This is a genomic window from Marinobacter sp. H13, assembly GCF_059072335.1.
In genome coordinates this window covers 4,442,664-4,468,326 of the sequence record NZ_JCACRU010000001.1, presented here as the reverse complement: position 1 = coordinate 4,468,326, position 25,663 = coordinate 4,442,664, and the positions used below count along the sequence as shown (strand labels likewise).

Annotated in this window: 24 protein-coding genes and 1 pseudogene; 13 read left to right on the top strand and 12 right to left on the bottom strand. The window is 54.1% G+C overall.

The window, feature by feature from the left end; all coding sequences use genetic code 11:
• Positions 1-206: 206 nt before the first annotated feature.
• The 8 genes from AC5JQH_RS20845 (at position 207) to AC5JQH_RS20810 (ending at position 10,697) form a co-directional block, all read left to right on the top strand.
• Positions 207-644, top strand: coding sequence for a beta propeller repeat protein (locus tag AC5JQH_RS20845; protein WP_493805932.1), 438 nt, complete (start codon positions 207-209; stop codon positions 642-644).
• An 80-nt stretch (positions 645-724) separates the two neighbouring features.
• Positions 725-2,026 carry an IS1380 family transposase gene (locus AC5JQH_RS20840; RefSeq protein ID WP_493805489.1) on the top strand — a complete coding sequence of 434 codons (1,302 nt, stop codon included), beginning with the start codon at positions 725-727 and terminating at the stop codon, positions 2,024-2,026.
• Positions 2,027-2,202: 176 nt separating this feature from the next.
• A complete protein-coding gene (locus tag AC5JQH_RS20835; RefSeq protein WP_493805931.1) occupies positions 2,203-2,763 on the top strand; it encodes a WD40/YVTN/BNR-like repeat-containing protein in 561 nt (186 codons plus the stop codon).
• A gap of 11 nt (positions 2,764-2,774) precedes the next feature.
• Entirely contained in the window at positions 2,775-5,240 is a 2,466-nt protein-coding gene (locus AC5JQH_RS20830; RefSeq protein ID WP_493805930.1) for an efflux RND transporter permease subunit, read from the top strand.
• Positions 5,241-5,282: 42 nt separating this feature from the next.
• Positions 5,283-7,226, top strand: a complete 1,944-nt coding sequence (locus tag AC5JQH_RS20825) for a DUF1302 family protein (RefSeq protein WP_493805929.1) — start codon at positions 5,283-5,285, stop codon at positions 7,224-7,226.
• A gap of 18 nt (positions 7,227-7,244) precedes the next feature.
• Positions 7,245-8,576, top strand: coding sequence for a DUF1329 domain-containing protein (locus AC5JQH_RS20820; protein ID WP_493805928.1), 1,332 nt, complete (start codon positions 7,245-7,247; stop codon positions 8,574-8,576).
• A gap of 123 nt (positions 8,577-8,699) precedes the next feature.
• Positions 8,700-9,284: an antibiotic biosynthesis monooxygenase gene (locus AC5JQH_RS20815; RefSeq protein WP_114333279.1), complete on the top strand. Its 585-nt coding sequence runs from the start codon at positions 8,700-8,702 to the stop codon at positions 9,282-9,284.
• 24 nt (positions 9,285-9,308) lie between these two features.
• A complete protein-coding gene (locus tag AC5JQH_RS20810) occupies positions 9,309-10,697 on the top strand; it encodes an SLC13 family permease (RefSeq protein WP_176282942.1) in 1,389 nt (462 codons plus the stop codon).
• A gap of 36 nt (positions 10,698-10,733) precedes the next feature.
• On the opposite strand, the gene AC5JQH_RS20805 is transcribed toward AC5JQH_RS20810, so the two are convergent.
• Positions 10,734-11,903, bottom strand: a complete 1,170-nt coding sequence (locus AC5JQH_RS20805) for a tetratricopeptide repeat protein (protein WP_273157874.1) — start codon at positions 11,901-11,903, stop codon at positions 10,734-10,736.
• Between the two features lie 80 nt (positions 11,904-11,983).
• On the opposite strand from AC5JQH_RS20805, the pseudogene AC5JQH_RS20800 reads away from it, so the two are divergent.
• Positions 11,984-12,154 (top strand): annotated as a pseudogene (locus AC5JQH_RS20800) (integrase core domain-containing protein); the annotation flags it as partial.
• Between the two features lie 718 nt (positions 12,155-12,872).
• Here the strand turns inward: AC5JQH_RS20800 and AC5JQH_RS20795 are convergent.
• The 3 genes from AC5JQH_RS20795 to AC5JQH_RS20785 form a co-directional block, all read right to left on the bottom strand.
• Positions 12,873-13,217 (bottom strand): anthrone oxygenase family protein, encoded by a 345-nt coding sequence (locus AC5JQH_RS20795; protein WP_493791331.1) that lies wholly within the window; start codon positions 13,215-13,217, stop codon positions 12,873-12,875.
• 12 nt (positions 13,218-13,229) lie between these two features.
• Entirely contained in the window at positions 13,230-13,367 is a 138-nt protein-coding gene (locus tag AC5JQH_RS20790) for a hypothetical protein (protein ID WP_493791330.1), read from the bottom strand.
• 213 nt (positions 13,368-13,580) lie between these two features.
• Positions 13,581-14,492 carry a LysR substrate-binding domain-containing protein gene (locus tag AC5JQH_RS20785; protein ID WP_493791329.1) on the bottom strand — a complete coding sequence of 304 codons (912 nt, stop codon included), beginning with the start codon at positions 14,490-14,492 and terminating at the stop codon, positions 13,581-13,583.
• 105 nt (positions 14,493-14,597) lie between these two features.
• On the opposite strand from AC5JQH_RS20785, the gene AC5JQH_RS20780 reads away from it, so the two are divergent.
• The gene (locus AC5JQH_RS20780; protein WP_493791328.1) at positions 14,598-15,470 is read left to right on the top strand and encodes a pirin family protein; all 873 of its coding nucleotides are present in this window, start codon (positions 14,598-14,600) and stop codon (positions 15,468-15,470) included.
• A 109-nt stretch (positions 15,471-15,579) separates the two neighbouring features.
• Complete coding sequence (locus AC5JQH_RS20775; protein WP_493791327.1) at positions 15,580-15,999, top strand: NADPH-dependent FMN reductase; 420 nt, start codon at positions 15,580-15,582, stop codon at positions 15,997-15,999.
• 38 nt (positions 16,000-16,037) lie between these two features.
• On the opposite strand, the gene AC5JQH_RS20770 is transcribed toward AC5JQH_RS20775, so the two are convergent.
• The 6 genes from AC5JQH_RS20770 to AC5JQH_RS20745 form a co-directional block, all read right to left on the bottom strand.
• The gene (locus tag AC5JQH_RS20770; protein ID WP_439531098.1) at positions 16,038-16,340 is read right to left on the bottom strand and encodes a hypothetical protein; all 303 of its coding nucleotides are present in this window, start codon (positions 16,338-16,340) and stop codon (positions 16,038-16,040) included.
• A gap of 118 nt (positions 16,341-16,458) precedes the next feature.
• A complete protein-coding gene (locus AC5JQH_RS20765; RefSeq protein WP_493805927.1) occupies positions 16,459-16,863 on the bottom strand; it encodes a hypothetical protein in 405 nt (134 codons plus the stop codon).
• Positions 16,864-16,962: 99 nt separating this feature from the next.
• The gene (locus tag AC5JQH_RS20760) at positions 16,963-17,805 is read right to left on the bottom strand and encodes an NmrA family NAD(P)-binding protein (RefSeq protein ID WP_062784333.1); all 843 of its coding nucleotides are present in this window, start codon (positions 17,803-17,805) and stop codon (positions 16,963-16,965) included.
• A gap of 111 nt (positions 17,806-17,916) precedes the next feature.
• Positions 17,917-18,900: an AraC family transcriptional regulator gene (locus tag AC5JQH_RS20755; protein ID WP_493805926.1), complete on the bottom strand. Its 984-nt coding sequence runs from the start codon at positions 18,898-18,900 to the stop codon at positions 17,917-17,919.
• A 485-nt stretch (positions 18,901-19,385) separates the two neighbouring features.
• The gene (locus AC5JQH_RS20750) at positions 19,386-19,796 is read right to left on the bottom strand and encodes an ACT domain-containing protein (protein ID WP_014577053.1); all 411 of its coding nucleotides are present in this window, start codon (positions 19,794-19,796) and stop codon (positions 19,386-19,388) included.
• 113 nt (positions 19,797-19,909) lie between these two features.
• Positions 19,910-20,356: a PAS domain-containing protein gene (locus tag AC5JQH_RS20745; protein WP_493791324.1), complete on the bottom strand. Its 447-nt coding sequence runs from the start codon at positions 20,354-20,356 to the stop codon at positions 19,910-19,912.
• Between the two features lie 199 nt (positions 20,357-20,555).
• Between AC5JQH_RS20745 and AC5JQH_RS20740 the strand changes: the two genes are divergently transcribed.
• Complete coding sequence (locus AC5JQH_RS20740; RefSeq protein ID WP_493791323.1) at positions 20,556-20,930, top strand: hypothetical protein; 375 nt, start codon at positions 20,556-20,558, stop codon at positions 20,928-20,930.
• A gap of 34 nt (positions 20,931-20,964) precedes the next feature.
• Here the strand turns inward: AC5JQH_RS20740 and AC5JQH_RS20735 are convergent, their stop codons facing one another.
• Together AC5JQH_RS20735 and AC5JQH_RS20730 are read right to left on the bottom strand one after the other, a co-directional pair.
• Positions 20,965-22,701, bottom strand: coding sequence for an isocitrate/isopropylmalate family dehydrogenase (locus tag AC5JQH_RS20735; RefSeq protein WP_062784375.1), 1,737 nt, complete (start codon positions 22,699-22,701; stop codon positions 20,965-20,967).
• Positions 22,702-22,730: 29 nt separating this feature from the next.
• Positions 22,731-24,200 carry a malate:quinone oxidoreductase gene (locus AC5JQH_RS20730; protein ID WP_493805925.1) on the bottom strand — a complete coding sequence of 490 codons (1,470 nt, stop codon included), beginning with the start codon at positions 24,198-24,200 and terminating at the stop codon, positions 22,731-22,733.
• 278 nt (positions 24,201-24,478) lie between these two features.
• Between AC5JQH_RS20730 and AC5JQH_RS20725 the strand changes: the two genes are divergently transcribed.
• Positions 24,479-25,663, top strand: coding sequence for a thiamine pyrophosphate-dependent dehydrogenase E1 component subunit alpha (locus AC5JQH_RS20725; RefSeq protein ID WP_008171137.1), 1,185 nt, complete (start codon positions 24,479-24,481; stop codon positions 25,661-25,663).

Below are 25,663 nucleotides of genomic sequence, written 5' to 3'. Positions count from 1 at the left end.
ATCAAATCAGCAACTAGAACAAGAAATTTATCATTTGATAAAAGTCAACACTCAAAACGATCAACGTCAGAATCCTCCAGATACCAGCGATCTCAAAAAAACCTAAAACATTCAATGTTTTAAAAAATCACTCATAAGCTGGCACAGGCATTGCTGAAACTCCGTTAGTCGCTTTACTTCACAAAAACAAAGACGGTGACAGAACAATGCATGAAGCCCCTATGCGCTCTTTGCGCGCCTCCGGCGTTGCACTGGCGTTTACCAGCGCCTCTACACTATTGCTGACAGGATGCGAAGCCCCGCTCAACCTTGAAGCGGTCAGAAGTGTTGAGAATCAGCCCACCAAAAGAACCGATTTCTATCAGGCCATGGCCAGCAACCAGAACATGATTGTTGTTGCCGGCAACGATGGTGTTCTGCTGTCCAGCAGCGATCAGGGCGAAACCTGGAAACGGCATTCTGAAATCTCAGGGAATAGCTTTCTTTCGATCACGTCGTGTCCTGATCAAAGCTTCATCGCGCTTACCTTTGATAACACCGTCTGGCACGGTGACGCATCCGCCAAGAACTGGGTAAAGCATGCCCTCCCCAGCCAGGAACAGATGATGACTGTTGCTTGTTCACCTAGCCCGGATTTCTCATGAAGGGATAAAAAGAAGCGGCTAAAAGTGCTATAGTTTCAAGAACCTAACCAATCCACCAAGCACCAGTAGCCGCATCCAAAATGGTACCTCAAAAACTGACCTTCTCGCCACTCTCCCGCCGCCAGATTGAAGCCGATTTCTCCGGAGGCCATATCACCTCGGATGCCGGTGTGTTGTTACTGCGCGAAGTCGACAAACAACACCGGTTAACCCAACGGCTGGCCGAGACTCTGACCGACCAGCGGGATCCCCGGATGATTCGTCATGGGCTCAACACCATGATCCGGCAGCGCGTCTACGGCGTGGCCAGCGGCTACGAAGATCTGAATGATCATGAAGCGCTTCGCTTTGATCAGGCACTACAAACCGCCACGGGTAACGCCTCCGCTCTGGCTGGCAAATCCACGCTGTGCCGAATGGAACAGGCAATGGACCGGCAAACCATTGTGAAGGCCCATGAGCTGCTCTGGCACCACTTTATTGAACAACACGAAGAGCCGCCGAAGGAAATCGTGCTGGATTTTGACGGCACCGATATCCCGGTGCATGGGGATCAGCCGGGTAAATTCTTTAACCGGTATTACGACCATCACTGCTACTTCCCGCTTTACGTCTTCTGCGGCCGGCACTTGCTGGTGAGCTATCTGCGCACCAGCAACCGGGGTGATGCCCGGCACAGTTGGGCCATTCTGGCGCTGCTGGTGCGATTTATTCGCCAGTATTGGCCACAGACCCGGATCGTATTCCGGGGCGACTCCCACTTCAGCAAGCCCCGACTGCTGGCCTGGTGCGATCGCAACCAGGTGGATTACATCGTAGGCATGGCCCGCAACCAGCGGCTGGAGGCGCTTGCCGCCCCAGCCATGGACAAAGTCCGGACCTACTACGAGGCTCATGGCCATAAGCTCGCCAGCACCTTCCGCTTCCGCTACAAAGCCCGAAGCTGGCATAAGCCACGCTGGGTGGTTGCGCGCCTGGAATATGGCCCTCAAGGCCCGAACCCCCGGTTCGTTATCAGCTCCCGCTACGATGACGGATTCAAGCTCTACTACGAACAGTATTGCGCACGGGGTGATATGGAGAACCGGATCAAGGATCAACAACTGGATCTGTTTGCCGGTCGCACCTCCAGCACACACTGGTGGACCAACCAGTGGCGGCTGATCTTATCCGGCTTCGCCTACACCCTGTTCGAGCGTTTGCGGGTGCATCTGAAAAACACGCCCTTCGAACGTATGAGTGCCGGCACCTTGCGCTTGAAGCTGATCAAGGTTGGCGCAGTCATCATCCGCAACACCCGCCGAATACGGGTGTTGATGAGTGATAGCTATCCACACAAGAACGATCTCTCAGCACTGGTTCAGCGCTTGGTGCCCCAGTAGATAATCGGGCTCCCCCGGCCCGATACCAATGGGGGAAAGGGGGAGTTGTGCCTGAATGCCGGAAACTGGCTAAATAATCGCCAACTTCGACCATGACCACTCGGATCTGGCACTACCAGGCTTGGTCTGCGAAGGTTGTTGGAGCACTATGAGAAATCCGGGCTAGCGGTAATTGGGTGACTGCAGGAAGCTTCACGACTGTTCAGCTCAGCACCGATCAGGGCGAATCATGGAGCGAGTCCTCTCTTTACGAAGATGCCATCATCAACAACCTCCAGTTCGTAAATCAAAATCAGGCCATTGCAACCGGCGAATACGGCCTTGTTCTGAAAAGCGATGACGGTGGTGAGAATTGGGGCATTGCCGGGTATGCCCCTGATGAGTTCTACATTCACACCAGTTATTTCAAAGACAACGAAAACGGTTGGATTGGCGGCCTTAACGGTTTTATCTACCAGACAAGCGATGGCGGTGAAAACTGGGAACAGATGTCTGCAGCAACCAATGCTCCGATCTTCGGTTTCATAGCTGGAGACACCAGTCTTTATGCGTTGGCAGACAACGCCACTGTACTGCAACTGCAGCAAGATACCTGGAACAAGATCTCCGAATCCGAACAGCCGCTCTACCTCAGGGCCGGGCTGGCTCTGCCTGACCAGCGTCTTCTCGTAGCCGGAGGCCGAGGCCTGCTATTTGACATCAAACCCCAAACGGCCCTTGCCGCCAGCACAGACTGAGGTAACTGACCATGTCCAAACTGCATCGTTTCACGCACCTGATGCACCTGCTGGAAGTGTGGATATTCAACAACCCACGCAAGGTGCTTTCACTGATTGCTATTCTGACTCTGGTTTTCGCCCTGCGAATTCCCGGTTTGAAAATATTTACCGACTTTGCCGACCTGCTGCCCCAACAACACCCCTACATTGAACTGCACAACTCCATCAAAGACAGTTTCGGTGGTGCTAATGTACTGGTGGTGGGTGTCGAGTTTGAAGAAGGTGACATTTTCACGAATGAAAATCTCGCTCGCATCGATCGAATTACTCAGGCCGTCGATAGCCTGCCGGGTGTAAACCACAACCTGGTATCCAGTGTCACCCATCGAAACTCCCGAAAAGTATGGCTCACCGAAGTAGGTAGTATTAACTCCGAGCCCTACTACGACTCCACTCGCGGCCTGTATTCCTCCGAAGAACTGGAATCCATGCGCGCTGATGTTGCCGCAAACCCGCGGGTCTATGGACCTCTCGTGTCACCCGACTTGAAGATGGCGCTGGTGAAAGCGCAGCTGATCGAAGGCAAACTCGATTATGAAACAACGTTTGCCCAACTCCAGGAACTGCGAGCTGAAGAGGCGTCGGAAGGCGTTACCATCTATGCCACAGGCCAGCCGGTATTAGTGGGTTGGGCCTACACCTATATGGATCAGATCCTGCAAATTTTTGTGTTCACTGTGCTCGCCATGCTAGCGCTGCTCATCTTCCACTTCCGTAAAGCTTACGGTGTGCTCATCCCCCTAGGCGGCGTTCTTGTCTCCACAATATGGGGGCTTGGGATTATCAGCTTCCTGGGTTACAACCTTGACCCTCTCGGCCTGGTAATCCCCTTTTTGATTGCTGCGCGAGCCATGAGCCACGGGGTTCAGTTGGTTGAGCGTTATTATGCCGAAACCCAGGAACTGGGTAACGGCCCGAAAGCTGCCAAGGCAACCTTTGACAGCCTGTTCCGTCCAGGATCGCTAGGGGTGGTGTCTGACGCCATCGGTCTGTCCCTTATCGCCATTGGCTCCATCCCTCTCAACACCCACCTTGGTATCTATGCCTCCTTGTGGGCCATCACCGTGGTATTTACCGTTCTGATTGGTGTACCGCTGCTGCTCTCCATCCTGCCAACACCCAAGAACCCGAAAATCCGGGAAACGGTGTTGCGCCATATTGGTAGCACCAGTTCGCGCATGGTCACCAAACCGGGTTCTGCCCGAGTCATCCTGGCCGTAGGCGCCATTGCGATGCTCGGCGGACTCTTGGCCGCATCCAATGTCCAGATTGGCGACTCCGAGCCCGGTTCTCCAATTCTCTATCCCGATCATGACTACAACGTCTCGTCCCGGATCGTGAACGAGCGTTTCCCTGGATCAGAAGAACTTTATATCGTTGCTGAAACCGATGAAAAAGGAGGGCTGAAACGCCCGGAGGTACTGACAGCTTTGGCCGACTTTCAGGCCCATATGCTGACTGACCCGGAGGTAGGTGGCGCCAAGGGACTGCCAGACCTGGTCAAGCAGGTTAACCGCCTGATGCACAACGACGACCCCCGCTGGTACCAGATTCCCCACGATGTCGGCTACGTGGGCGGCCTGATGTTCACCTACATGGCTTCCAGCCCGGTTCCCGGTGCCCTGGACGAGTTCAACGATACCGACGACCGCGTTGCCAACCTGGTGTTCTATTACAAGGACCGCCAGGGCGAAACCATTCGCCGCGCCATTCACATGGCAAAGGAATGGATTGCAGAAAATGGCGATAGCGTAGAAGGACTGACCATTCGGCTGGCCGGGGGCACCCTGGGCGTAGCGGCCGCAATGAACGAATCAGCATTCGAGACCAATGTAATCGTTCTGCCGCTTGTATTCCTGCTGATCTTCGCTTTCGTCATGCTGTTCTACACCTCATGGCACGCCGGCCTCATGATGTTGATGGCTATGCTGTTTGCCACCACCCTGACCTACGCTTATATGGGCCTGAACAGCCTGAGTATCGACATCAACACGGTGCCGGTAATCGCCGTGGGCATAGGTGTCGGTATTGATTACTCCATCTACATGATGGATCGCATCCGGGAAGAAATGGCCAAGTTTCAGAACCTCCGGGAAGCTGTGCAGCGTTCTATTTCTACAACCGGCATGGCAATCAGCTTCACCGCACTGACGCTGATGGCAGGAATCATCATGTGGGTGATCTTCTCTGACCTGCGTTTCCAGTCCGATGCCGCGTTATTGCTGTGCGTAATGATCATCATCAACGGTCTTGCCGCAATGCTTCTGGTGCCCTCATGGGTGCTGGTCTTCAAGCCACGCTTTATCACCGACGTCTATGCCGACGAAGACGGCATTCTGCATTCGGATCATAGAAAACCGAAATCAACTCCGGCTGCTGCTCCCGCCAGGAAGCAGGAGGACGGATTTGTGCCAGGAGAACCGTACCGGGCGTAAACCGGTACGAAACTCCAAAAAAACCTGTAACGAGGACAAGCCATGCAAATAAAAACAAAAGGCCTGAGGTTCTGGTGCTACACCCTTGCGGGTGGTGCCTGCCTGGCGCTGACTCCAATGACCACAACCGTAGCGGCAGAAGATACCCGCGTTAACGGTTACGTTGAAAACGCCACCTACGGCCGAGAAGGCGTGGGGCTTTCGAAATTCCGCAATACCTTGCAACTAGAGCTGGAGAAAAAAGCCGGTGATGTGGGAATTTTCAGCAATGTGGGCTTCAACGCCACACTCCGGGGAAGTTATGACGGAGTTTATGATCTGAATGATGATGAGTATGGACGAAACGCAGGGGGTCCGGTTCAGTTACAAGATCTACCTCAAGGCACTGTTCCGCATGGAAGTGGTGTTGGCAGTCCTGCAAGTGCTATTCCTTTGCCCCCTGGTAACACTTTTGGCTTTGATGTTAGCCAGAACCCCAATGATGGCATGGTGGTTCTGGGGGAGCATTTGCATTCACAGAACAACGGTGTCGCCTTCGGCGTTCCGGTGCGCCCTTGTGACAAAGACGACCGCGGCTGTATCAACGGGTATCTGGACAAGGACTCCAACGACCTGAGATTCCAGGAGTTCAACGATCGCGCCGACTTCATCCGGGAACTCTATGCCGACTTCGATATTAACTTCGATAACGGCAACATCCTGAGTACACGACTGGGTAAACAGCAGGTTATCTGGGGCAGAACGGACCTGTTCCGGGTACTCGATGTCATCAACCCGGTGGACTACTCCCGGAACAACATCTATGACGAACTCGAAGATATCCGGATTCCCATGTGGATCCTGCGGACTGATTACCGCATGGGCCCCACCGAAGTGTTCGACGGTCTGGCATTTGATGACCTGAACTTTCAGGTGGTGTGGAACTTCGACAAGTTCCGCCCCCATGACATTGGCCAGTGCGGCCAACCAAACGTGATCCTGGATGCCGGCTGTTTCTTCCGGGGCATGAACAACCTCTGGGAAAATGGTGGAACCGTGGCAAACTTCGCGGGGGCTACTCCTGACGGGGGCCTCGCAACAGACTTCGGACCCGGCCAGATCGGTATCCGCAAGGCACACATGCCGAGCTGGAGCCTGTCAAATACTCAGCTGGGCCTGAAGCTTGAAGGGGTTTATGGCGATCTTGGATTCTCTCTCAATGCCCTGACCTATCGCTCCCAATTGCCCTCTCTCAGAGGGGGCATTCCTGCAACCAATGGGTTCACCGGAGAGACTGCTGTCTGGCCGAGCCTGATCGCTTTCGACATCCACTTCCCGCGCGTGAATCTCGTTGGTGGCTCTCTGGATTATTACTCTCAGGGAATTGACACGGTATTCCGCGTAGAAACGGCTTACACCTCGGGTGAGGAATTTGCCAATACCCTTCGCAAAGAGCTCTATTCAGAATCAGATGTACTCCGTTACGTAATCGGCGCGGACAAAAACATCTTCATCCCGGCCCTGAACGAAAGTCAGGCATTCCTGTTCTCCGGACAGATTTTCGGCCAGCATATTCTGGACCACGAACGTGAGCAAAGAACCTACGGCGAAGCTGGCATTCCAGATTATGAATACAACTGGACCGCAACCTTGTTGATGCAAGGGTTCTACATGAATGGTCGCCTGACCCCGAAAATCATCACAGCCCACGACTTCCGAGCGCAAGCTACCGCTATTGCGCCGTCTGTGGACTGGCTGGTTAACGACAATTTCAAGCTCACTTTGGGCGGAAATTTCAAAGTGGGAACCGGAGCCCGGGAATTCGACGACTGTCGTTCATGCAACCCCTGGGATCCGTTCACCCAAACGCCTGGCGTTACGGGCCAACAACCAGGAGAGTCTGCCGGTCTCGGAAGTTATGAGCCTCTCGGCCGCTTCAAGTCAGGCCCCATTGGCATGGCTCAAAAAGAAGACGAAATCCAGCTGACTGCACGTTACAGCTTCTGATAACAAGAGGATAAAAACATGAAACCAAGAACAAAGCCGACAATACTGTCACAGTGCCTCGCAGCTGGTCTTGCTGCTGGCATGTTTGCCACTCAGGTGCAGGCCAACGAGGATGTTATTCAGAACTCCTTCTTTCCCTATGAGAACGAGGTTCCGAGCCATGAGGGCCTTAACGTTGGCATGACCATCGACCAGTCCAACGTGGCCCAGTTCAAGGATGTCATCGACCCTGCCTTCTACACATTTATCGAGAATGGCTGGACCTCCATCACCGTAGGTGACACCACCTCCTTTGGCCTGAACGAAGGCTACATCGAGGCCACCCGCGCCGCCCTTGGCCAGGTTTCCCTGGGCGACCAGCTCGGTGAGATCAACGGATGGCAGGCTGGCAGACCATTCCCTGAGGAACCGGATGAAAGTGACCCCCGGGCCGGTGAAAAACTCGCATGGAACTATAAATATGGCTACAACTGGGGTGATAGTGCTGCCGTTTATCCGTTCTACTGGAAGTATCGGGATATGGATTCCGGCAAGGTGGAACGTACCATCAAGTTCAATTTCCATTTCCTGAACTTCAAGGGCCGAGTGAACCAGGAACCAGTACCAGAGATTACGCCAAACCCGTCTGACCTGTTCCGCGCTATCTACGTGCAAGCTTTGGATCCGGCTGATGTTCGCAACACCCAGCTGTTGATCCACCGCGCTTCCGACGACCTCAAGCGGGACAATTCATGGCTGTATCTGGGCTTCCAGCGTCGTGTACGCCGTCTGGCTACCGGTCAGGTTACCGATGCGTTCCTGGGTTCCGATCTGATGATCGAGGACTTTGAAGGTTATAACGGTCGCATTTCAGACATGAACTGGACCTATAAAGGGACCCGTCAAATGCTGATGCCCTTCTATAACCACAATGACATGAAGCTCGATACAGAGACTCACCAGGACGACGATGGCTACCAGGTTGTTGCCTTTGGTGGCCAGGGTGGCTGTTTCCCGGAAATCACCTGGCAGCTGCGTAAGGTTTACGAAGTAGAGGCTGTTCCTGTTGATGAAAGTCACCCATTGCAAAAAAGGGTGCACTACATGGACGCCCAGACCTTCACTATCCCGCGCACGGTGTCTTATGACCGCAAGGGCAGCATGTGGAAAACCTTCACCATTGGTCAGGCGCATCCGGACCATCACCTGCCCAAGAACAAGGGCAGCGGCGTGTCTATCGATGACAGCTTTACCATGATCGATGTACAGGCCAGCCATTGCACAACCGGACAGTTTAAAGGTCAGGTTGATCCGGAGCTCTCCAAGCCGCAGATGTTCAACGTCCAGCATATGCGCGCAACGGGAAGCTGATCTCTTCGTTGTTGTCGCTCTCTCTGGGCCCGCTCTTGCGGGCCCCTTTTTAATTTCAGAGCAGGCAAAAGAGATCACGGCATGAGCCTCTCCCGGGCTTGTGCACCTTACGGAGAATGTATCATGACAAAGACGGTCAACCAGACCTCCAACCATCCGATCACTGTCGTGATTTCACGTCGGGTTAGGAAAGGCGAGGAGTTCGCATTCGAGCAACTCAGCAGCCAAATGACCGAAAGAGCAGCCCACTTTCCGGGTTACCTCGGAGCTGCCATGTTCCGGCCGTCCTCACCGGATGATCCCGAATACCGGATTATATTCAAGTTTAGGGATCGAGAAACTCTGACCGCCTGGGAAGAGTCTCCGGAAAGAGCTGAGCTCCTTGAACAACTTGAAGCTTTGCTGGCAAAACCCAGTGAGCGTGAAGTGACTTCAGGAATCATCACCTGGTTTACCCTGCCCGGACAGAACCCGGTTAAACCGCCTCCCAAGTGGAAAATGACCATAGTCAGCTGGCTGGCGTTGTATCCTGCGGTTACGCTCGTTTTCGTGCTATTCGGTGACCTTCTGGCCCAGATCCCGCTGCTGCTGCGCACCATGGCAGTTACCATCGTAGTCATGTTGCTGATGAGCTATGTGCTGATGCCACGGATGACCCGCTGGTTTGCCTTCTGGCTGTTCCCGAAGAAGAACCAGGATGTCCGTTAACGGCGAGAAGGATCTTACCCGGCAATGACCAATCTGCCTGTTAACCGGTCTCAGTGGCTTGCGTTGGCCCTGATTCCGTTATTGTCTGCAGCGCTGCTGTTCAGCCCGGCAGCCGGTTGGTTCGATGGCCCCCAACGGCTCTCGGCGCTGCTGGTGATGGCCGGGCTTGTGCTGTTTGCCACAAGCGCGGTGCCGGAGTTTGTCACCGCCCTGCTGGTGCTGACCCTGGCCATGCTGTTGTCGCTGGCTCCGGCCGACGTGGTGTTTTCCGGGCTCACCTCGACCGCCTGCTGGCTGATTGTTTCCGGGCTGGTGATCGGCATTGCCATCTCGGAAACCGGCCTGGCCCAACGGGTGTCAGACCTGTTTACCCGGCACCTGGATGCCAGCTATACCCGGTTGATCGCCGGCATCGTGGTGATCGGTATTCTGCTGGGCTTTGTGATGCCCTCCTCGGTGGGGCGCATTGTGCTGTTTATTCCCATCGCCCTGACCATCGCCCACAGCTGTGGCTTTGAGCCTGGCAGCAATGGCCAGAAAGCCGCTGGCCTGGCGGCGGCCTTTGGCAGCCATCTGCCCACCTTTGCCATTCTGCCCGCCAATGTCCCGAACATGATCATGATTGGCTCTGCCGAGAAGATTCATGGCTGGAGCCCGATGTTCGGGGAATACCTGTTGCTGCACTTTCCGGTGCTGGGCATCCTCAAGGCTATCCTGCTGGTGGTTGTGTTGGTGCGGTTGTACCCGGACAACCCAAAGCCGGTTCCGCAAGCAGGATCAAGCCGGCCTTTCAATTTCAAGGAATCGCGGCTGATGGTAATACTTCTGGTGACCCTCGGGTTCTGGCTGACCGACACCTGGCACCAGATCTCCGCGGCGTGGATTGGCCTGGCGGCAGCGACCCTGCTGCTGATGCCCGGTGTTGGCATGATCTCTACACAGAGCTTCAACCAGAAAGTGAACATCAGCTCAATTCTGGTGGTGGCCGGCCTGCTGGGCATTGCCGGGCTGATCAACCATCAGAACATCAGCGGTATTCTGGGCGGCCACGTGCTGGGCTGGCTGCCATTGGAGCCGGGGCGGGATTTTGCCAACTTCCTTACCTTGTCACTCACGGCGACCGCGACCGGGATGGTCACCACCCTGGCGGGCATTCCGGCAACGCTCACCCCCCTGGCTGGCCCCATGAGCGAAATGACCGGCTTCAGCCTGGAAGCGGTGCTGATGACTCAGGTTCTGGGCTTCTCCACCATCATTTTTACCTACCAGTCCGTGCCCCTGATGATGGCCATGCCCCTGGCCGGCATCCCCATGGGCCATGCCGCCAGGTTGTGCCTGATACTGGCCGCCCTCACCATCGTGATTCTGTTTCCGCTGGATTACCTGTGGTGGAGGTGGCTGGGGTGGATCTGAGGCGACAGCGCGCCCCAGCCCCGGTTTTGGTTGTCCCTACAGGTGGTTCATCAGTGCCCGCAATTGTGCGTTATCGGGGTATTGTTGCAACAAGGCTTGGGTCACTTGCCGGGCTTTGTCCTTCTGGTCCAGCTGGAACAGCGCAACCGCGTACCGGTAGCCAAACAGCCACTGGCCGGGCACCAGTTGATGGGCCCGTTCCAGATCCGCCAGCGCCGCCGGGTAGTTTTGCAGGCGAATACGGATCAGCCCCCGCAGGTGAATCAGTTGGGGTTCATCAGGGCTGTGTTCCAGGGTTTGATCAATGGCCCGGACCGCTTCCAGGTTGCGGTCGCCGGCACGGAGAATATCGGTCAGCAGGATGGTGGCGGGCACGTAGCCTGGGTCTTTGCCCAGAGCACGGTTGAGCTGTTGCTCTGCCTTGTAGACATAATCCCCTGCCATCAGGTATCGGGCTTTGAGCACGCTGCCCGCGGGCAGGTCTGACTGCATATCAACGTAGTGCTCGTATTCCCTCTGAACTTCGCCCCAGCGCTCAGGGTCCGGCAGGGTGCCGGACCACACCATGGATTCAAAGGCCGCCAGCCTGACCGCCAGGGAGTCATCAGCCAGACCATTTTCAGCAAGCTCCCAGGACTGGCTCATGTCGCCGTGCCTGAGCACACGATAGGCGCTTTCGCGGATGACCGCATGATCGCTCTTTGCCAGGCTTGCCAGGACCGCCATGTGCCGGGCCACCAGCCCTTGCCCGTGCTGTTCCAGCAACGTTGCCCGGCGAATGGCAGGCTCATGATCATCGGCCAGATAGGCCAGAACCTCTGACAAGTTACGTTGCTGAACGTGATGCCAGGTATCCGGTTGGTAAAGATCCGGGTACCAGCTGCCGACGGTTTCCATTGACCAGGCGCGATCCTGGTTCGTGTGGCACGCCAGGCAAACATCCGGGCTGCCGGATGCCTTGGACACATCAGGCCGGGGCACCATGAAGCTGTGCTCCCGCCGGTTGTCGATCCTCATAAACGAGGCTTCGGGCATGTGGCAACTGACGCACTGCGCACCCGCGCTGTTACGCGGATGGTGATGATGATCCGGGGTATCGTAGTCACCGGCGTTGTGGCACTGGGCGCAGACACCGTTGCCCTCCATCTTCAGGTTGCCGCTATGGGGGTTGTGGCAATCCGAGCAGACAACTCCAGCCAGGAACATCTTGGGAGACTCTGAATAAGTCTCCTTAGAGTTCTCCGGCCTACAATGAGGCAAACGGAGAACGACATGAAGAAATCACGGTACTGAATATGTATGTCTTCCGGAATCTCACCGAAGTCCGGCAACTAACCGAATCGTGGATGGCCGAATACAACGACGAACGCCCCCACGATTCACTGGAAGATCTGACGCCATGGGAATATCTGGCGAAACACCAACGGGCGGACAACTCTAAGCAGCGGTGCAACTAAAACAGGGATGTTTACACACCACTGCCGATCACTAAATTGTCCGTTTCATAATCCATCAGTTTTCCCTTCATTTTTCTATTGATGATGGTTCTAGGGTTGTTGGCAGAGAGGCCGTGTTCGTTTTAGGAAAGGTTGCTGCGTGCATTCTGCAGCTGAAAGTCCGACTAAAAATGCTTTTTAGGAGCTGCTCCATGCTCTCGGGGTAGGGCTTCCGGGAGGCTACAATTATTATTCAGATATGAATTATTGCCACTCCTAACTACTATGTGCGATTTTTAATCAACCGCATAATCACAAGATGGCATAAGCACTAGTTTGAAAGAACTCGAATTGAACTCTTCAGGCAAAGGAAGCCGTCTGGAGAGGATAAATTTCGCCATTCTGCGGAGGGGAAATTATCTCTGGTAGGGCGCAGCACGAATGTTCGCTTTTGTTTAATAGCTTCCCCTGCCAGCAAGGCTTCTTGCCTGCCTCCAATCCTTCGGTTCCGGCTAGACTATTCCGAACTTCGAGTCGGACGACGAATTTAGCACTTTGTGTGAAAACCGGGATGAGCGCTCTATTCTAGAATCTACTTTAAGTTTGTTTAGCACTTAATGTGGAATTAGACCGGTAAGTCACTGATATTTGGTTGCAGAAGTTTAGTACTTTGCGTGGTAGGCCATTTTTTAGACACCCACTTACCGCTCCACAGCCATATCCCTGCCGGCAGGCTCTGTCAAAGCCACAGCAGAACCAGCATCAATGAAACGCTAACCCCGGAAGCAAATGCAGTCCTTATCAGGTTCCATCGTACCCAGCGATTTTCGAAAGAGCGCCGTTCTGATGCGAGCATAAGTTCATCCATGTCGTCCACATTCAACATTTGCAGGGCGTTGTTGAGCGGCACATTAATCAGGAATGTTGGTAGTTGGACCCCAAGGGTATAGACGACCGCATTGGAAACTACCAGGGTTGGCACCAGGCCGTCGTTCTGCAGGACTGCCAGAATCGCCGCTGCCACTAAAGCAAAGACGGATCCGATCCATACAAAACCGAAGACGGGATGACCGGCCTGGATCACGCCGTCGATAGCCTAAAATGCGCGGATGAATTCCTTGTCTGTTAAGTTTCCAATTCCTGGCATAACAACCGATGCAAAGGAAAAGACAAACCCGGCCGTTAAGGCAGATAGCAACGTAGCCACGATCAGTGCGAGTTCAAGCAAAGTCATAATATGGCTCCTGTCAGACGGGCAATGAACGTTAGTTGGTTCAGGTACAAGCCAATTTTCGTGGAACCATGTCGGATGTTATTGCCGCAGCATGCCAAAGTTTTTGCCGAGGGCGACAAATTCAAACACAGCCTCAACCAATCCATAGTCGATAGGACTTTTGAGTCTGTTCTGCTCAACGCTTGAAAGCCGTGTACATCCGCCCTGCTCCGTCTATTGCGGCCTCACAGCCAATGGCAGCCGCTCGCGAATGAACTCGGCTAAAGCTTTTGTATGCGGTGGCACACCTACCCGTGACGGCATCAACAGACTGAGGCTTGCGTACTGGGATACCCAGCCTGGCAATATCCGAACGAGCTGGCCGGCTTCAACGGGTGCTCTGCAGACATAATCAGGCAATGCAGTAACGCCCAGGCCATCAATTGCGGCTTGCCTAATTGTCGACATATCCTCTGAACAAAGAGCGATATGGGTAGTCTGATGGGTTCGAAGACCATCTCTGTGCTGCAAGGGAATCGCCTCTTTCGCGCCGGCTCTCCCCACCTTTAAAAAACGACAACTGGCTAAATCATAGGGTGCTTGCAGTTGTTCTAGTTGCTCCAGATAACCAGGCGAGCAATAAAACTGCCATTCCACATTCGCAATAAACCGCTGTATCAAGCTCGAATCAGGCAATTCGCCGCTGTGCCCGCGAATAGCGATGTCTACTCCTTCAGTAATCAAGTCGATCATGGAGTTGGTGACGCGTTGTTCGATAAGCACTTTCGGATGCAGCCTGGCGAAATCAGTGACGATATCGAACAGAACAAATTGCGCCACACCCAGCGAACAACTGATCACAACCTTTCCTGAAAGGCTTCCACCTCTATTGTCCATTGCTGCTTCAGCCATTTCGAATTGGTCAACGAGCTTTCGAGCATGCTGATAGAAGCTCTTCCCTTCTTCGGTAACGGCGACATTGCGGGAACTTCTCTGAAGCAGCCTCACACCAAGGCGCTCTTCCAGCTGAGCAACATGTCGGCTCAGTCGCGATTTGGGCATGTCCAATGCCTTTGCCGCTGCGGTGTAACCCTTCTTTTCAACAACATGCACGAAATAGAAGTAGTCGTTCAGGTCAATGCTCACACTAGCGTCCTATATATGGAACGTATAGTTCATATTTTAGCCATTTTTGTTCAGATACCAAGCTGCTAGATTATTTTCAGATCACATATGGAACGGAGAAAGACAATGACCGATCAGGTTGCTCAACAACATGACTCGATAACAGCTCTTGCCCCGGTAAAGGGGAGCCCACTGAGTGTAGGCTCAGGGTTCACGGGTGTGGGCTTTCGTCACGGGCAGTTCTATGGGGCCATGGATCCCTTCATCATGGTGGATCACTACACTATGACGGTCCCGACTTTTGGTGCCCACCCTCACGCTGGCCTCTCGGCAGTCACCGTTTTGTTTGAAGATACGGACGGCAAATTTAACAACCGCGATTCGCTGGGGAATAACTTCGACATTAACCCTGGCGATCTCTACTGGCTGAATGCGGGCAGCGGTGCCGTTCACGACGAGGCACCGCGAGAAGATGCCACGATTCATGGACTGCAGATTTTCGTCAACTTGCCCGGCCGCATGAAGCACCAGGCGCCAAGCTCCCTGCATGTGAAGCGAGAAGACATGCCGACCTTGAAGGGCCAGGGCTACCGTGTGCGGCTGGTTCTTGGCCAAAGCAACGGGGTCGAGACGGACGCAGCGTCGGTATGGCCAGCCACCATTTTTGATGGTTTTGCTGACAAAACATCGGTATTCGAACACCGCATTCAAGCGGGCTTTAATGCCTGGATCTATTCAGTTGAAGGCGACATCGAATTTCACGTGCGCGGCGAATGGTTCACGCTCCACCAGGGAGAGTCCAGCGCGATTGATGGTGCAGAGGGCGAGGCACTCACGATACGCGGAAAATCTTCATCAAGCAGCCATTTTGCGGTGCTCTCGGGTGAGACAATCAATGAAAATTTCATTCAACACGGGCCGTTTGCAATGAGCACTCAACAAGAAATCGATGAGGTGGTTGCTCGTTATAACGCGGGAGAATTGGGGAGCCTTGTATGAAAGTATTAACGTTTGCCGCGACCAACAGTCGCAAATCCATCAATAAACAACTCGTGAAATACGCTGCGACCAAGCTGGCGAATGCTGAGATCGGATTAATGATTTTGACTTGCCGATCTACAACATCGACCTGGAGGAGCAATACGGCATTCCTAAGTGCGCGCATGCCTTCCAGGCCAGGATCGAACAAGCGGACGTGATTCTGGTTTCCTTTGCGGAGCACAACGGCAACTTCACTGTAGCGTTTAAAAACCTCTTAGATTGGATGAGTCGAATTGGCCGGAACGTCTACCGCGACAAACCGATCGTGATGCTCGCCACGTCTCCGGGGCCAGGTGGCGGAAATACCGTGCTGAAGCTTGCTGAGGCCGCTGCTCCCTTTTTCAGTGGCAAGGTCGTTGGCAGCCTCAGCATTCCAAGCTTTTTCGATAACTTTGATGTCGATCGCGGCGAGCTGACGAATAGCGATCTGGTCGAAAAGCTTGAACAGGTATTGAGTGCCTTTGCCTCCGAACCCCAGATCACCTAACTGTTTACCCAACTGCTAACATACGTCAGTTTCAGATATCAGTCGCGCAAAAGGTCGACATCCAACGCTGCAGGATTGACCGAGCCCTTCAGGTAAGCGTGGCAGTTCTGAACAAAGATGAGCCTTTTCTTGCCGACCACTTGCGAGATCATTTGCTCGTCAACGTCCAACAGCGCCACGATGCTCAACGCGCTTTTATTTCGAAGGTCGGAGGCTGTTGCCATCAACTCTACGGTGCTCTTTTTCTGAACGAACTTCAGATAAAACCACCGCCGCAAAAGCCCCTTCATTCCCTCTGTCGGTACATAATTTCCCTGAGATACCTGAGTTAAAGCGGTCATGGCGCCCTCCCGAACCTAATCAACGATAGTCACTCCTTTGACTATCAGGGCAGTCCTATTGTTACAGAGAAGTCCTCTGGAGCACTTCCTGTTCTGTTGGTTCCATTTAACTTTCCTGCTACATGACAGAAAGGCGCCCTGCTCTCACGAGTGTAAAAACGGAACTCGCAAATACCCAACCGAATCCAATCACGCCGACATTGATGCCTGATACAGTTTTTTCCGTACCATCCGGATGCACCATTGATCCGCCGTATAAACCCTGTAAGGCATAGGCTGCAAGGAAACCGCCGGTGACCACCAGCGCAATAACACTTGCTTTGCCCTTTCCATCGACAGACATCCAGGTAAGCCACAGGGCAATCGCACCGAGAGAAGAGTTGGTAATCAGTTGCCACACTTCGTGCAATCTCGCATGGGCTACCCAGTCCGGGTTGAACACGTGGGTGTCGTTAATCTCCAAATACGGAACAGCAATGGCGTAAAGTGCGATTGATATTGTTAACAGTATCTTATCCAGCATTCTTCATGTTCCCTGTGAGTTGAAAGTGGGAAAGGGTCAGGTTTGACAACTGCTGCAAGCGCCTGCCAAACCTGGTTCATTTCGGGGGGCCAGACTCGTTTATCGTTCTTCCCAGATACCCGTGTTTGCCACTTCCTCTGCAAAGGTTGCAAAGTCTTTCGGTGGGCGGCCAAGTGCCTGTTGTACGCCATCGGTCAAATGGGCGTTGCGGCCGTCAAGAACCGTTGCGAAGAGATAGTCCAGCATCCAGACCACATCCTCAGGCGCCCCGGAGTTCTCCATCTCTGTAATAAAGCTCTTGTGAGGCACGTCGATGAATGAAATCTCGCGACCGGTCGCGCGGGAAAGATCGTTGGCCACGTCTGCAAAGGTCATGAGTCTTGGCCCCGTCACTTCATAGATGCGCCCGCTGTGGTTGTCCTGAGTCAGGGCCGCAACAGCCACGTCTGCGATGTCATCGACATCAACGAAGGGCTCGACCTGATCGCCTGCTGGCAGAGTGATGGCGCCATTCAACACCATGTCGATGAATGCGCCCTCAGAGAAATTCTGGTTAAACCAGCTTGCGCGGACGACCGTCCATTCGAGGCCAGATTCCTGAACAATGTCTTCGCAGGCTTGTGCCTCGGCTTCGCCACGCCCTGATAACAGCACAAGTCGCTTCACTCCGCGGCGTCTGGCCAGGCTAACGAACGCCTGGATAGCGTCAGTGGCGCCAGGCATTGCCAGATCAGGTGAGTAAGTGATGTAGGCTGAGGTTACGCCAGTGAGGCAGGCGTCCCAGCTTTTCTCGTTGGCCCAATCAAAAGACGGGATCGCTGAGCGGGACCCAACTCGAACCTCATGACCAATGCTTTTAAGCTGTTCAACGACGCGTTTCCCGGTTTTTCCGGTACCGCCTACGACAAGAATTGTTTGATGTGACTGATTGGATGGTTTCATTGACTTGCTCCTTTTCTCGTAAGTGCAAGTCAATTTTCGAGGAACAGTGTTGTTTGTTATTGCCCCAGGGTGCCAGAGTTTGTGCAGCTGACGACAACCTTGAACCCCGCTTCAGCGAGCTCGAAGTCGATAGGATCGTGGCGTCTGTCCCGCCCAACGCTTGAAGGCCCGAGTGAACCCACTTTGTTCCGCAAACCCCGTCAGGAAGGCAACTTCGGCAAGACTGTAGTCTGTCTCGCGCAGAAGTCGCTGTGCGAGATCTTTCTGCGCCATGTCGACAATGGTTTGAAATGAATAGCCCTGCTCCGACAATCTTCTTTGCAATGTCCGGGCGCCCATCTTCAACTCGGAGGCGATTCGTGACAGCTTCGGTACACCCTCACTCAGAACGTTGGCGACAGCACGCCTGACTTGTTGCTGCAGTTCAGTATCGCCTTTGAGCGAATTCAGTTGCAGCTCAAGATGCTGGTCAAAAAACCGGGCGATGGGCTCGTCGCCCAGTTTGTTGGGTGTATCGATGCTTTCGTTACTCACAAGCATCGCATCGCGACCCGACTCGAAATGAACGGGACAGCCAAAATACGACTCATACACGCTGGTACTGCCGAGCGGCGCATGCTTGAAATAGATGGCCATCGGTACAAAGCGTGAGGTGCTTACTTCTTCGCTGATGGTCGTTACCGCCGACATGCTGGCCTCATTTGAGAGCAGCATGCCCCGAGAACCATCGCCTGCTTTTTCAAGGTTGAAGAGAAAGCCCTCTTCCGTCTTTTCGAGTGAATAGGTTTCCGCGCTACCCAGTACATGTCCGTAACGCTCTGCCCTGGTGAAAGAGCCTCGCAAAGTTGGTGCGGATTTCCACGCCAGACCGAAAGCACCGTACTCGTCGCTTCGCATGGCAGCGCCGATCCTCAAGGGTAGGACAAGGCCATCGGGATCGCGATCAACCAGTTCGGCAAAAAAGCCGTAATACGCCGCTGAAGACACCATCTGCGTTGGATCGATGGGGCCGTCTACCGGAAGGCCAAGTTCCCGTATCAAGTCGCGCGTTTCTACGCCCGGGCTTGCCTGACCGGCAACTTTATAGACATACAATGACGTTATCTGAGACATAGCAACATAGATAATCTATATTCGATTGCTTGTGCAACTTGGACGAGCGGCTGGCAAGAAACGGATCTTTCCGCGGTTTGGCACTCGTCTAAGTGTATTTGCATACCCGTAATAATGGTTTCTGCCTACGCCCATCACAGCCTCTTCCTCGTAGACTAATAGTGAGCTTGCACATAACCTGTCGTGCAAAATCGGGGTCAGACATCGCTGATTTTCAGACCCGGAATGCTGACAACAGACGACAGGCCGCAATTAGTCCTACTGGAGGTTTTAATCCTATGAACATTGTTCCTGTAATTACTCTCTTCGGCGGCTTGGCGGCATTTTTCACCCTGGCCGTTGCCCTGCGATTCGCAGCCGTTCGGACTCAAGTGCCGACAAAACCGACCGACAATTGATTGACGGGTTGGTAACCCATTTCCAGGCTGTAGAGAAACCGGCTGTTACAAGGACAGCCGGATGTCAGATTAGCCGTTCGGGTTATTAGCCAGCTCCTTCAGCGCCTTCATGGCCTCCTCAGTGCGGTCACTGGGCACGAACATGTGGTCATGGTAGAACCCGGCTATCACATTGGTGGTGATGCCTCTCTCTGCCAACAGGCTTGTTACCACCGATGTGAGACCCAGGGCCTCCAGGCTTGAATGCCCTTCCAGAGTAATGCGCCGGAAGATTCTGTAGTAGTCCAGGCCCTCGGCTTTGGCCTGCTCAAGAGGAATTACCAGCGTCAGGCCTTCCAGTTCGGCAATGCTGACAATCGGGTTAAGGTGTTCCAGTTCGCCATACCTGGCCTTGGGTACTGTGCAGTAGACGTAAGTTGTCGAATCCAGTTTTGGCGAGAGCTGCTTGATCAATTCCTGAAGAAACTCAGTTCGCATCATCTCTACTATCCTTTATTGGAAGGTCGTGGGCATAACAAGAACTTAGCATTTTCTGCAGGCTACCAACGCAAAATAATCGTTTTCCCTCTCTTTTTTCTTTTTACAGTCATTAATCAAATGCTTTTAGGGACTCCACGCTGAGACGCACCGATGATCGCGATAACCCGCCTCGAAATGCCCTGCTCTCCTTTTACCGGCGAATAACGGGCTTCTAACAAGACATCATGCCCATTTGCGTGAACGGCTGGAAAACTGCCCTGCTTCACATTGCCAGTAACCAGCTCCCTCCAGAACTGGATGTAGTCTTCGCTTTTGGCGTAATCGCTGTCACAGAAGATCCGATGGTGCTGGCCGACAAGATCGTCGGGCTCGTATCCCAGTAGATCCCGAAACCGGTCATTGGCGCGTTCAATAATACCATCCTGCGTCATTACGAGAACCGCAACAGCTTGTTCAATGGCCTGAAAATCCGACTCCAGCTCCCGAACCCGGCTCTCAGCAGCCTCAAGCTTTGCCAACGCCTCCTGCAGTTCCAGTTTCTTCCGGTTGTAAAACGCCATTAAGGACAGCTCCTGTCTGAAAGTTCTGTTTGCCATCAAGGATGGGATAAACCTTGCACGCTCCCACTGACCTTACGCTGTCGCCTTGGTCCAGATCAGACCAACCACAATGGGGCCCAGAAAAAGATCCCTATGAGTAAACAGCGCGTAGGCTTCATCAGCGCGCACTTTTTATTTCAGACACAATAAGGACCGTACTATGAATCGCAACGCAAGAAATGCCATTTCCGTACCCTTTGCGTTCGCGGCGGCAACGCTTCTGGGCACAAGCGCGGTCAACGCATCCGTAAAGCACAGCGCAGAGGAAATTTCCCAAGCGGTCAGCGATCACTCGTACCAGGGCAGCATGCTGGAACCAAATTCCGGCTTTAACGAATACTACGCACCAGACGGCACCATTCACGGCGTGGACTACAAGGGTGAGTGGACAACCAAAGAGGGCGAAATGTGCTTCGCTTATGGCCAGGAGCCCACTTGCTACGCGGTGAGCATTGACGGGCCATCCATGGTGCTCCGCCAGGATGGCGTCATCAAGGGCAACGGCATGCTGATTCAGGGCAATACCGTTAAATAAAAGCCTCGACCCGGCGCTCCCTTGGTTTAACGGCTCACTGAAGCGCCTTTTCCACCGCCTCCAGAAAACCAATCATATCGACCACTTGTTCCGAATCCGGGTCCACGGTCTTGCCTTTAAGATCGGCAGTGACAATGCCCCGGTCAACGGTGTCGGTCAATGCTGCCTTCAGTTGCACCGCATACTGGCTCAAAGGCTCGTTGCCTTCCCGCTCACCCAGGGTTTCCAGAGCGTTGCCCAGCGCAAAAATCAGGGCCGACGGGTTGAAATGAGCTACCTTACCGTCGCTCTCGAGATACTTCAGGTAAAGATCATGGGCGGTGCCATGGGGCGCCTCGAACAGCATGGTTCCGTCTTTGCTCTCGATGATTGAACTGGCCGTCGCCAGGCTTCCCCCGAGAGCGGCGGAAATGTCCGAGAAGATATCGCCGTCGAGGTTCTGGGAGGGATAAAGCGCATTTCTCGGTGGATCCGTGATCATCTTTTTAAGCTGGCTGGACGGCCGCATGATCATGAACGAGGGCGGCGGTGTATGCTCGCTGGCCAGTTCCCTACGCACTTCGGTAATGACCTCACTGTAGACTTCGTCGTACTCCATGTACTCGCGCTTAAGACCAAAATACACCTCTTTGTCCTTGCGCGAGGCATCCCGAAAGACTTGCAGAACCCAGTCCTTGATGGCTTCACGGTCATTGGACATAAGCAACATTGGATCGCCTTTCCGAACCCGGCGGGCATGCTTCTCGTCTCCGTCGACGATCACCTTGAGAATGCCATCCTCCTTGGCCGCCATGTTAAAGCTACCATACTGGTCGCCGCCGCCAGCGCTCATCCGTGAGATGGACACATGAGCCCCGCGGCCTGGAATGCCGAATTCCTTAAGTTGGTTCACCAGCTTGAGCAGTTTGCGCCCGGTGGTGTTATCCGGCACGCCCCAGAGCGCACGCTCCGGCGGATTGGAAACAATGCGGGCTGCCTGGGCATCAATCAGTTCGTAGTAGTAATTCAGCCCCAGGTCTTCAATCTGCTTCTTGTAGTCACTGTGATAGATGTCCTCGATCACCGAGCGCATGGCCCCATCGTAGCCGGGGATCACCGTATCCTTGAGGCCGAGGTATACGTCTCGTTTTTCTGCGATTGCACGCTGGAAAAAGCGATGCGCCCAGGCTTTCACATCCTCGATGTCATTCGTCGCAAGCAGCCACGGATCGCCTTTGCGAATCTCTCGCCGATGAAGCTCTACCGGGTCGCCGCTACTGCCCACAAACATCAGCTTGACCACGCCGGTTGCCAGGGAAAGCTGGTTAAAGCTGTCCTTGATGCCGCCGAATTCCATGGTATCCACCTCAATATCACGCCCGACCCACTGGGGACGGCGGATGTTGAGGTTACGGAACTGGATGTCCTCGCGGGTAATATTGCCACTGATGCCCTTGCGGATCGCACCATTGGGGGACTTGGTCGCCAGCGGGTGCAGATTTTCGCCATCCACATCCGGGTGTTTCCTGAGCAAGTCCTCCAACTGCTGGCGGTTTACCGTCATGCCAGCGTTCTTTACACCCACTCCGTGGCGTTGGAGCGAATCGATGGCATCAATAACCACCTGGCCATTGGTCAGCAGCCGGTTTTCCGCAGACAGATCGATTTCCTCAAGCTGAATATCAAGCCGTGAGCTCACAAACTTCTTGAGAATGTGTTCAAACGCAACCTGAGCCATCTCGTCGCCGTGAAGGATTACAAGGGGCGAGGTCACACTGATTCTACTGTCCATGAAAATCTCCCTGCTGTTTGTTGGCCTGGTCAGTCCTGCTGCGATGCCGACTGCTTGATCCCTAGCCGTTCATTGACGGCATCCCGGATCTCCCGGTAACGCTCGGGATTTTTCGCCAGGAAATCCAGATTGTCCTCGGGGAATATCTCTTTTTTCTTTTTGCCGGCTTCCTCACTGGTAAAAATAGACGGCAAAAGCTGTTCAAGGCAACGTAGCATGACTTCCGGCGATACCGACGCACCAGGCGATGCCCCCAGGAGCGTACCGTAGGTCTTGTCTTTCGAGACGAGGATCTCTGTACCCATTTGCAGATCTCCGTCGCGGATGATCTGAACCCGCTGCCCGGCCTCAACCGCTTTCCAGTTGAACTTCTTGCTCATGCCCGGTGCGAAACTGTCCAGCTCCTCGAACATGCTCTTTTCACCCTTGAAGGTCTCTGAAACCAGATATTTGACCAACGGGAAATGCTCAATGGCGACATTCAGCAAGCTCGGGATATCGTGGAGGCGCATGGAGCGGAGGTAGTCCAGGAACCCCCGGCCCCGCTCCAGCACCGGCTTAAAGGAGGCAAAAGGACCAAACAGAAGATAATACCTTCCATCCGAAACCCGGAGGTCCAGATGGGGAACGGACATCGGAGGTGCACCCACTTTCGCCTTTCCGTAAGTTTTCGCTCTGTACTGCTCGGCCTGCTCGGCGGTTATCTCGGCCTGCAGGAACCGTCCGCCGACGGGAAAACCGGTGAAGCGACGCGCGAAAGGCAAGTGGCTCTTTTTCAGTATCGGGAAGGCACCACCGCCGGCACCGACGAAAAGAACGTCGGCCTTGTAGCGGCGATCAACGCCCCTGCTCTGGGTTTCCACAAGCCAACTTCCGGCGGGGCTGCGATGCACTCGCTTGACGTGCGTCCCGTATTCAATTTTCACCCCAAGATCGTCAACAGCATGCTTGGCCATTTGCTCTGTGAGGGCGCCAAAGTTGACGTCCGTGCCTGTCTCGATAACGGTCGCCGCCATCTTCTCGTGTCTGGGCCGCTCCTCCATGGTGTAAGGAATCCAGCTCTTGATCTCGTCGAAATCTTCCGAATAGCGCATCTGTTCGAAGAAGTGGTGAGAGGACATCTCGTTGAAACGAAGTTTCAGCTCCTGAATCGATGGTTCGGAGACGATGGTGCAGTGCTTGGTCTGGTTGATAAACGATTTGGGGTCCTTGATGGCCCCCTTCTGGATCAGATAGGCCCAGAACTGCTTGGCCACATTGAACTGGGCATGAATCTTCTCAGCCTTTTCGACCGAAATGACCTCTTCGTCTACCGGCGTGTAGTTCAGCTCACAATTCGCCTCGTGCCCAGTGCCGGCGTTATTGAATACCCAGGAGTTTCCCGCCCCGGGACCGTCCAGTCTTTCAAGAATCGTGATATCCAGTTCCGGCGCCAACTCCTTCGCGAGAGTCGCGAAAGTGGTGCCCATTATCCCTGCGCCAATGATGATTACATTCATTAAAACCTACCCGCGTGAGTCGAATGTCTGAACAAGGTTGAAAAAGTGTGTGTATTGACGGTAGCACGCTTCGGCAAACACGGAAAACGCTTCCCGAGCTCTCTTTCCCCAGGGAAAAAATCTGAACAGGAGGGTCTACCCCTGTTTAGCAGTTTACGTTAAGGTAAACGTCACTTGGCACGAATCGCACCAGATTCCGCCAGGCTGTCTACAATGACATTAACTACACTCCCACAAGGAGTGTTTGTTCCTCAGGCCACTACCCCAGGAAGAGGATTATGACAACAACAAAGTCCAAAGTTGTGTATTCCCCAGTGTTTACCGACGGTGCGGAGTTCCGGATTCCCACCTTCAAGCTCCTGAAACAGGACGGCAAGCTCTACAAGAGCGCCAAAGCTCCTGATCTCGACAAAGACAAGGCCCTCCGTATATACCGGGCCATGGTCACTACCCGAATTCTTGACGAGCGAATGCTTGCTGCCCAACGGCAGGGCCGCTTGAGCTTTTACATGCAGTGCACGGGCGAAGAAGCTGCCGTGATCGGCAGTGCCGCAGCACTGGATGATGGCGACATGATCATGGCGCAGTACCGGGAGCAAGGTGCCCTGGCCTACCGCGGCTTTACCATTGATGAATTCATGAACCAGTTGTTCGGCAACGAGATGGACTATGGCAAGGGCCGCCAGATGCCGGTCCACTATGGCTCGAAGAAGCTGAACTACATGACCATTTCCTCGCCGCTGGCCACCCAGATTCCCCAGGCCGCAGGCTATGCCTATGGTCAGAAACTGCGAGGCGAAGGCCTCTGCACGGTTACCTATTTTGGTGAAGGCGCCGCCTCCGAAGGCGACTTTCATGCTGCCCTGAACATGGCTGCGGTTCATCGGGTACCGGTGATCTTCCTGTGCCGCAACAACGGGTATGCCATTTCTACGCCGGCCGCCGAACAGTTTGCTGCCGACGGCGTTGCACCCCGGGCCTACGGCTACAAGATGGACGTGATCCGGGTGGATGGGAACGACATTCTTGCGATGTATCAGGCCACGCAGGAGGCCCGAAAGCTCGCCGTGGAACACAACCGCCCCGTATTGATTGAGGCCATGAGTTATCGCCTGGCTGCCCACTCCTCCTCCGACGATCCATCCGGCTACCGGAGCAAGGATGAAGAAGCCGTGTGGCGCGAGAAAGATCCGATTCTGCGTATGCGCCTCTGGCTGGAAAGCAAGAAATGGTGGAGCGAGGACGACGAAAAGCAGCTCCAGGAAAACATGCGCCGGGAAGTGCTCGAAACCATGAAGCGAGCCCAGAAACGGCCACCACCGCCGCTTGAATCATTGGTGAGCGATGTCTACGACGAGGTGCCACCTGCCCTGGCTGAGCAGTTCGACAAACTAAAGGCGCATATCCGCCGGTACCCGGACGAATACCCGAAGAGTGCCGAACACGCCAAGGGAGGGGCCTGA